Here is a 7,439-nt window from a genome sequence, read left to right as displayed (position 1 = left end):
GTTTTAAACTCTTGTTTTTAATGTTTTTATTTGAATTTTTTAAATAATATTTTTTTAGTCTAATATTAATTTATTTGAAAATAATTTTATATAAATAAACAGGAGTTAAACATCCATATTTTAAATTTATAATATGGATTTACTTTTTGATTAAATGATAAAGGACAAAATATATGCAATTAACGGAAGAGCAATTGCTAGCAGCATATCGACGGATGAGAGATATTCGTGAGTTTGAAGATCGTCTTCATGATGAAAATAATACAGGCGATATTCCTGGCTTTATTCATCTTTATAGCGGTGAAGAAGCCGTTGCCGTAGGGATTTGTGAAAATTTAACGGATAAAGATTTTATCACCTCTACCCATCGTGGTCATGGACACTGTATTGCCAAAGGTTGTGATATCCACGGCATGATGTTGGAAATTTTTGGTAAAGATGACGGACTTTGCCGAGGCAAGGGCGGATCAATGCATATTGCCGATTTGGACAAAGGCATGCTCGGTGCAAACGGCATTGTCGGTGGTGGTCCACCATTGGCGATTGGAGCTGCGTTGACAGCCAAAACCCTGAAAACAGGCGGAATTGGTTTGTCATTTACAGGTGATGGTGGCTCGAATCAGGGCTTGACGTTTGAAGCGATGAACATGGCTGTGGTTTTAAAATTGCCTGTCATTTTTGTCTTTGAAAATAATGGTTTTGGTGAAGGTACAGCACATGATTATGCTGTCGGAAGTAAAGACATTGCAGGACGTGCAGCAGCCTTTGGTATGCCTGCGGAAAAAGTAGATGGTACTGATTTCTTTGCGATGTATGAGGTTGCACAAAGAGCGATTGAGCGTGCACGCCGTGGCGAAGGTCCAAGTGTGATTGAAAGCGTAACCAACCGTTTTTATGGACATTTCGAAGGTGATCCAGGTTTGATCCGCTCTAAAGAAGAACTTGATTATGTCAAAGAGCATAAAGATCCTTTGAAAATCTTCCGTGAAAAAGTCAAAGGAAAAATTGATGAAGCCAAACTGGATGCCATTGATGCAGAGTCAAAAGCCAATGTAGATGCTGCGGTTGCAAAAGCCCGTGCTGCCAATTATCCAGAAGTCTCTCAACTTCTAACCGATGTTTATGTCTCTTACTAAAGGAATAGTAAAGCAATGCCAAATAAAAGTTATCGAAATGCGATTAAAGAAGCAATTGAATTAGAAATGCGCCGTGATCCAAGTGTGATCGTGGTGGGTGAAGATGTTCGTGGTGGTCATGGCGGTAAAAATACCGATGACAATAAATTGGAAGGTTTTGGTGGCGTACTCGGTGTGACCAAAGGCTTGTGGACTGAGTTCGGTTCTGAGCGTGTGATTGATACCCCGATTACCGAGTCGGCAATTATCGGGATGGCAGCAGGTGCTGCTGCAACAGGTTTACGTCCAGTTGCAGACTTGATGTTTATGGATTTCTACGGCGTGTGTCATGACATGTTGTATAACCAAGCCGCAAAATTCCGCTATATGTTTGGGGGGAAAGCCAAAGCACCAATGGTGGTACGCGGCATGATCGGTGCAGGCTTTTCAGCAGCGGCACAGCATTCACAGTCACCTTATAACGTTTTTGCTGCTGTACCTGGCTTAAAAGTCGTGGTGCCATCGAGTGCTTACGATGTGAAAGGCTTATTGATTCAAGCTATTCGTGATGACGATCCTGTTGTGTTCTGTGAACATAAGTTGTTATATGACATCAAAGGCGAAGTGCCAGATGGTGCATATACCATTCCATTCGGTGTGGCAAATTACACACGTCAAGGCACTGATGTAACCATTATTGCGCTGAGTTTAATGGTGCATCGTGCCAATGAAGTTGCGGACAAATTGGCCAAAGAAGGCATTTCGGTTGAAGTGGTTGATCCCCGTACCATTTCCCCACTTGATGAAGAAGGGATTTTGGAATCTGTCGCTTCAACAGGTCGTGTGGTGATTGTGGATGAGTCTGCAGCACGTTGTGGTTTTGGGCATGATGTCGCGGCATTGATTGCACAAAAAGGTTTTTATTATCTCAAAGCGCCAATCGAATTGGTTACGCCACCACACTCGCCAGTACCATTTTCACCTGTATTGGAAAAAGAGTGGTTACCAAGTGTAGAACGTATCGAACAGGCTGTACGTAAAACTTTGGAGGCTTAGGATGAGCGAAATTAAAACCTTGGAAATCCCAAAATGGGGTTTATCGATGGAAGAGGGTACGATTGCCCAATGGCTGATTCAGGAAGGTACGACTTTTAATAAAGGAGATGAAATTTGTGAAATTGAAACCACAAAAATCGTCAATGTATTAGAAGCACCTTTTGACAGCACTTTACGCAAAATTATTGCCAAAGCAGGTGATACATTAATTGTCGGTGGAATCATTGCCATTTGTGCAGACAGCCAAGTGTCCGATGCAGAAATTGAAGCATTTGCTCAATCTTTGGGTGGATCAAGCGCAGCAGCAACTGAAACCAAATCTGCCGAAGTGGTCGCTGAAAAAGTAGCAACTACAACAACTGCGACCGTAGAAACAAAAGTTCAGACTGCACCTGTACAAAATAGTACGCCAAAAGCAACCAAACCCGTTGCGCAAGGTGGTTATTCAGTGCCTGCAACTTTACAAGGTTATCAGCAGGTCGATGAAATATTTACTACACCGCATGCTTTGAAATTGGCTGAAAAACACAATGTCAATTTAGCACAGATCACAGGTTCAGGACGTGAAGGTCGTATCAGTGTCAAAGATATTCAACTTGCAGTACAGGCAGCAGGTGGATCATGGCCAGATGTGCGTCACCAATCGAGTGGAAAAGTTGCCAAATCTACAGCGGATGATAGTCAAGTTTTAGCAACCCCAGTTGCACGTCGTTTGGCAAAGCAGTGGGGGATTAACCTACATGATTGCCGTGCTTCGGGTTCACGTGGTCGAGTATCGAAAGAAGATGTTGAAGCTGTTTATCAACGTGAAAATCCAACCATTGTTGAAACTGTAGGGAGTACTTCATCAGAAACCGCTCAAGTTACAGCGATTCCAATGAATGGGATGCGTAAAGCCATTGCATCACGCTTACAAGCTGCAAAACGTAATGCACCACATTTCCGTTTAACGGTTGATTTAAATGTCGATGCAATTCAGGGCTTACGACAGCAAATTAATGCCACTGTGCCACAGGTTAAATTGTCGATTAACGATATGCTGATCAAAGCCGCTGCGGCAGCATTGATCAAAGTTCCTCAGGTCAATGTACAGTTTGATGAAGAAAATCAGCAAATTTTACAGTTTGATCAAGCGGATATTTCAGTTGCTGTAGCGATTGAAAATGGTCTGATTACACCGATCATTAAATCTGCCAACAGCAAGTCTTTGGCACAGATTTCCAATGATATGCGTGATTTGGCAACACGTGCCAAAACAGGAAAACTTGCGCCTGATGAATTCCAGGGTGGTAGTTTCAGTATTTCCAATTTGGGAATGTTAGGCATCAAAGCCTTTGATGCGATTATCAATCCACCACAAGGTGCAATTCTCGCTTTGGGAGCGGCTGAAAAACGCGCGATTGTGGAGGGCGATGCTGTTGTGGTTCGTCAAATGGTGACTGCGACCTTGTCCTGTGATCATCGTGTGATCGATGGTGCATTGGGTGCAAAATTCTTGGCAGCATTTAAGCAGTTTGTTGAAAATCCTGCATTGATCTTGGTGTAGGAGAACAGAAATGTCAGACACACAATTTGATGTCATCATCATTGGTGCTGGCCCAGGTGGATATGTGGCTGCGATTCGCGCAGCCCAGCTGGGCTTGAAAACAGCCATTGTTGAAGAGAAACATTTGGGTGGAATTTGCCTGAATTGGGGCTGTATTCCAACCAAAGCCTTGTTGAGTGGCGCGGCAGTTGCCCAACAACTTAAACATGCAGGTCAGTTTGGTTTTACGGTTGGTGCGGTTGATTTTGATATTCAACAATTGGTTCAACATAGCCGACAAGTATCGAGTCAGTTGGTACAAGGCATTGGACAATTGCTGAAAAAAAATCAGGTCACTGTTTTTACCGCAAGGGCGCAATTTATTGCCAAAGAACAACTTGAATTAACCGATGCTGAAGGTCAAAAACAGCAGATTTCTGCACCGCATATTATTGTGGCGACAGGGGCTAAAGCTGCCAATTTACCGCAAGTCCCTGTCGATGGTCAGTATGTTTGGAGCTATAAAGAAGCTTTAATCCCTGAAGAATTGCCTAAGTCACTTTTGGTGATCGGCTCAGGTGCGATTGGCAGTGAATTTGCCAGTTTGTATCAAGATTTAGGTTGCCAAGTGACCTTGGTCGATATTGCCAAGCAAATCTTACCCAGTGAAGATGCGGAAGTCGCCAAGTACGTACAAAAACAGTTTGAACAGCAGGGTATGCAGGTTCTGACAGAATCAGCAGTACAGAAAATTGAAATTACCAATGGTCAAGTTCAATGTCATGTCGAAACCTCATCAGAAATTAATGTTATCACTGTAGATAAAGTACTTTCTGCGATTGGTGTACATCCAAATTCTCAAAATCTTAGCTTGGAATCTTTAGGCATTGAATTTGAAAATGGCTTTATCAAAGTAGATCAATGGTGCAAAACCAATGTGGTTGGTGTCTATGCGATCGGCGATGTGGCAGGCGCACCGTGTTTGGCACATAAGGCGAGTCATGAAGCAATTTTATGTGTAGAAAAAATTGCAGGTGTTGCCAATGTTCATGCTTTGGATCGTACGCAAATTCCAGGCTGTATTTTTACTCACCCGCAAGTGGCAAGCATTGGTTTGACTGAGCAGAAAGCCAAAGCAGCAGGTTACAGTATCAATGTAGGGAAGTTCCCTTTACAGGCCAATGGTAAGGCTTTGGCTCTGGGCGATTCAGCAGGCTTTGTTAAGACTATTTTCAATCAGGAAACTGGTGAGTTGTTGGGTGCACACATGGTCGGTCATGAAGTGACTGAACATATCCAAGGCTTTGCGATAGCGAAATATTTGGAAGCAACGGATGAAAGTTTGGCACAGGTGATTTTCCCTCATCCAACGTTGTCTGAAGCGATGCATGAGTCAGTATTGGCAGCGATGCAACGTGCGATTCATATTTAAAAGAGCAATTTACATTTAAATCATAGGCTTGTTCCGTCATTTTCAATTGCTGAATATTGAGAGAGCAAGCCATCAGATTTTTATCAATAAAAAGATGTTGAAGGAACCAATATGAAAGCAGCACGTTTTTATGACAAGGGTGACATTCGTATAGAAGATATTCCTGAACCACAAGTTTTAGCAGGAACAGTTGGGATACAAGTCGCTTGGTGTGGGATTTGCGGGACAGACTTGCATGAGTTTATGGAAGGACCTATTTTCATACCACCATGTGGACATCCACATCCTATTTCAGGAGAGTCAGCACCTGTGACCATGGGACATGAATTTTCCGGTGTGGTTTATGCTGTTGGTGAAGGTGTGACGGATATAGAAATTGGTCAACATGTGGTCGTTGAACCCTATATCATCGCTGATGATGTAGCGACAGGACCCAATGACAATTATCATTTATCCAAAGATATGAATTTTATTGGTTTAGGTGGGCGTGGTGGCGGATTGTCTGAAAAGATTGCGGTGCAACGCCGTTGGGTACATCCGATTTCCAATGATATTCCCTTAGATCAAGCAGCGTTGATTGAGCCTTTATCTGTTGGTCATCACGCCTATGTGAGAAGTGGTGCAAAGGCGGGAGATATTGCACTGGTTGGTGGGGCGGGTCCAATCGGATTGTTATTATCCGCCATTTTAAAAGCCAAAGGTTTAACGGTTATTATCACTGAACTCAGTGCTAAACGGAAAGAAAAAGCATTGGAAGCAGGCGTTGTGGATTATGTATTAGATCCCTCGCAAGTCGATGTCGTGGCTGAAGTGATGAAAATCACGCAGGATCGTGGCGTGGATGTTGCTTTTGAATGCAGCAGTGTCAATAAAGTGATGGATACCCTGGTTGCTGCCATAAAACCGACAGGCGTTGTGGTGATCGTGTCAATCTGGAGTCATCCCGCAACCATCAATGTGCATAGCGTGGTGATGAAAGAACTGGATATTCGAGGCACTATTGCTTATGTGAATGACCATCAGGAAACCATTCGCTTAGTAGAGCAGGGTAAAATTAATTTAGAACCGTTTATTACTCAGCGGATTGCTTTGGATGATTTGGTTGCAAAAGGCTTTGAAACTTTGATTCACAATAACGAGTCAGCAGTTAAAATTATTGTTCATCCTTGAGTCACGTCACAATTCTGATGTTTGATTTTTGAAATTATTTCATTTTGAAAATAACTAGTGTGTAAATTTCAAAATGGTGTGCTGAAATGACAAGGCACATCATTTTGAACAATTTAACTCAATTTAAATGACCCAAAAGTTGGCATATTAACTTTATTAAAACTTAAATCCTGCACCTGAATAGCTCAAAAAATACGACTAAAACAAAAAAACGTAATACTGAAATGGCACGCTATTTGCTAATTACTCATCATCATAAAGTGAACTAGGGTTCCGGCAGCGCAATGAAGATTGGCTGTGCTGTGACCGAGAGTTTACGGCTCAATTGAGCTACACGGAGGGATAAAAGCCCGGGAGGTTGGATTAACCTTAAATGAGGTAGAGCAAATGGGCGAACATGCAAATCAATATCGCGATAACAAAATCTTGTGGAGTGAAGTTTTACCCGGGGGGCATCATTGGTCGGGACGAATTCAAAAAGGGACAGTACTCCAATTTAAATCATTAGGCGCAAATGCCAACGTATCATTCTTCTGTGTGAATGCAGCAGATCAATTAGAACGATACAACATGCCCGATAGCCTCAAAGGACAACATACGGCTTTTTTATCGACAGGTCATGCACTGTATTCAGATTTAGGGCGTGTGATGGCATCCATCATTCATGATGATCAAGGTTGGAATGATGCTTTTTGTGGTGCGAGTCGTCCTGAATATATTAAAAAGCAGTTCGGAAGTTGTACCTTTCAAGATGCTCGAAATGAGATGTACCAAAGTGGCTTGGATGGCTTATTGGTCGAAATGGCGAAATTCTCACTCACTCAAAAAGATTTGAGTGCCACTGTTAATTTATTTTCAAAAGTTACTCCCAATGATTGTGGTGAGTTGTCATATATCCATGCTGATCGTACCAATCACGTGATTGAACTGCGTTTTGAGATGGATTGTTTGGTATTTCTGTCCGCTGCACCGCATGCCTTAGACAATAGTGATCGTTATCAACCTGCCGATGTGAATATGCAATTATTTAAAGCTTTGCCTTTGGGTGAGCATGATATTTGTCGTGATTCATGTCCGCAAAATCAACGTGCCTATGCAAATAACGCACGTTATTACGCACTTGAAAGTAATGTTTAAGCCA

6 protein-coding genes and 1 riboswitch are annotated in these 7,439 nt (G+C 42.4%); all 6 genes read left to right on the top strand.

Translation table 11 applies throughout. The annotated features are described in order from the left end of the window. Window positions 1–173: 173 nt before the first annotated feature. Window positions 174–1,136, top strand: a complete 963-nt coding sequence (locus EXE09_RS10455; RefSeq protein WP_130117230.1) for a thiamine pyrophosphate-dependent dehydrogenase E1 component subunit alpha — start codon at window positions 174–176, stop codon at window positions 1,134–1,136. 15 nt (window positions 1,137–1,151) lie between these two features. Then, a complete protein-coding gene (locus EXE09_RS10450; RefSeq protein ID WP_068975418.1) occupies window positions 1,152–2,171 on the top strand; it encodes an alpha-ketoacid dehydrogenase subunit beta in 1,020 nt (339 codons plus the stop codon). Window position 2,172: 1 nt separating this feature from the next. After that, window positions 2,173–3,717, top strand: a complete 1,545-nt coding sequence (locus EXE09_RS10445; RefSeq protein ID WP_130117229.1) for a 2-oxo acid dehydrogenase subunit E2 — start codon at window positions 2,173–2,175, stop codon at window positions 3,715–3,717. 10 nt (window positions 3,718–3,727) lie between these two features. Further along, window positions 3,728–5,128, top strand: a complete 1,401-nt coding sequence (lpdA, locus tag EXE09_RS10440; protein ID WP_130117228.1) for a dihydrolipoyl dehydrogenase — start codon at window positions 3,728–3,730, stop codon at window positions 5,126–5,128. A gap of 111 nt (window positions 5,129–5,239) precedes the next feature. Further along, on the top strand, window positions 5,240–6,298 hold the full coding sequence (locus EXE09_RS10435; protein WP_130117227.1) for a 2,3-butanediol dehydrogenase: 1,059 nt from the start codon (window positions 5,240–5,242) through the stop codon (window positions 6,296–6,298). A gap of 254 nt (window positions 6,299–6,552) precedes the next feature. Further along, window positions 6,553–6,657: riboswitch (guanidine-I (ykkC/yxkD leader) on the top strand. A 28-nt stretch (window positions 6,658–6,685) separates the two neighbouring features. Further along, window positions 6,686–7,435, top strand: a complete 750-nt coding sequence (locus EXE09_RS10430) for an urea amidolyase associated protein UAAP1 (protein ID WP_130117226.1) — start codon at window positions 6,686–6,688, stop codon at window positions 7,433–7,435. Window positions 7,436–7,439: the final 4 nt, after the last annotated feature.

The sequence above is a fragment of the Acinetobacter sp. WCHAc060025 genome (assembly GCF_004209355.1).
Taxonomy (GTDB): Bacteria; Pseudomonadota; Gammaproteobacteria; order Pseudomonadales; family Moraxellaceae; genus Acinetobacter; species Acinetobacter wuhouensis.
This window is presented reverse-complemented; position numbering and strand designations above follow the sequence as displayed.

Excerpts from the sequence above, each read along its gene's own strand:
- EXE09_RS10455 (WP_130117230.1), top strand. The coding sequence starts at position 174 with ATGCAATTAACGGAAGAGCAATTGCTAGCAGCATATCGACGGATGAGA.
- EXE09_RS10450 (WP_068975418.1), top strand. The coding sequence starts at position 1,152 with ATGCCAAATAAAAGTTATCGAAATGCGATTAAAGAAGCAATTGAATTA.
- EXE09_RS10445 (WP_130117229.1), top strand. The coding sequence starts at position 2,173 with ATGAGCGAAATTAAAACCTTGGAAATCCCAAAATGGGGTTTATCGATG.
- lpdA (WP_130117228.1), top strand. The coding sequence starts at position 3,728 with ATGTCAGACACACAATTTGATGTCATCATCATTGGTGCTGGCCCAGGT.
- EXE09_RS10435 (WP_130117227.1), top strand. The coding sequence starts at position 5,240 with ATGAAAGCAGCACGTTTTTATGACAAGGGTGACATTCGTATAGAAGAT.
- EXE09_RS10430 (WP_130117226.1), top strand. The coding sequence starts at position 6,686 with ATGGGCGAACATGCAAATCAATATCGCGATAACAAAATCTTGTGGAGT.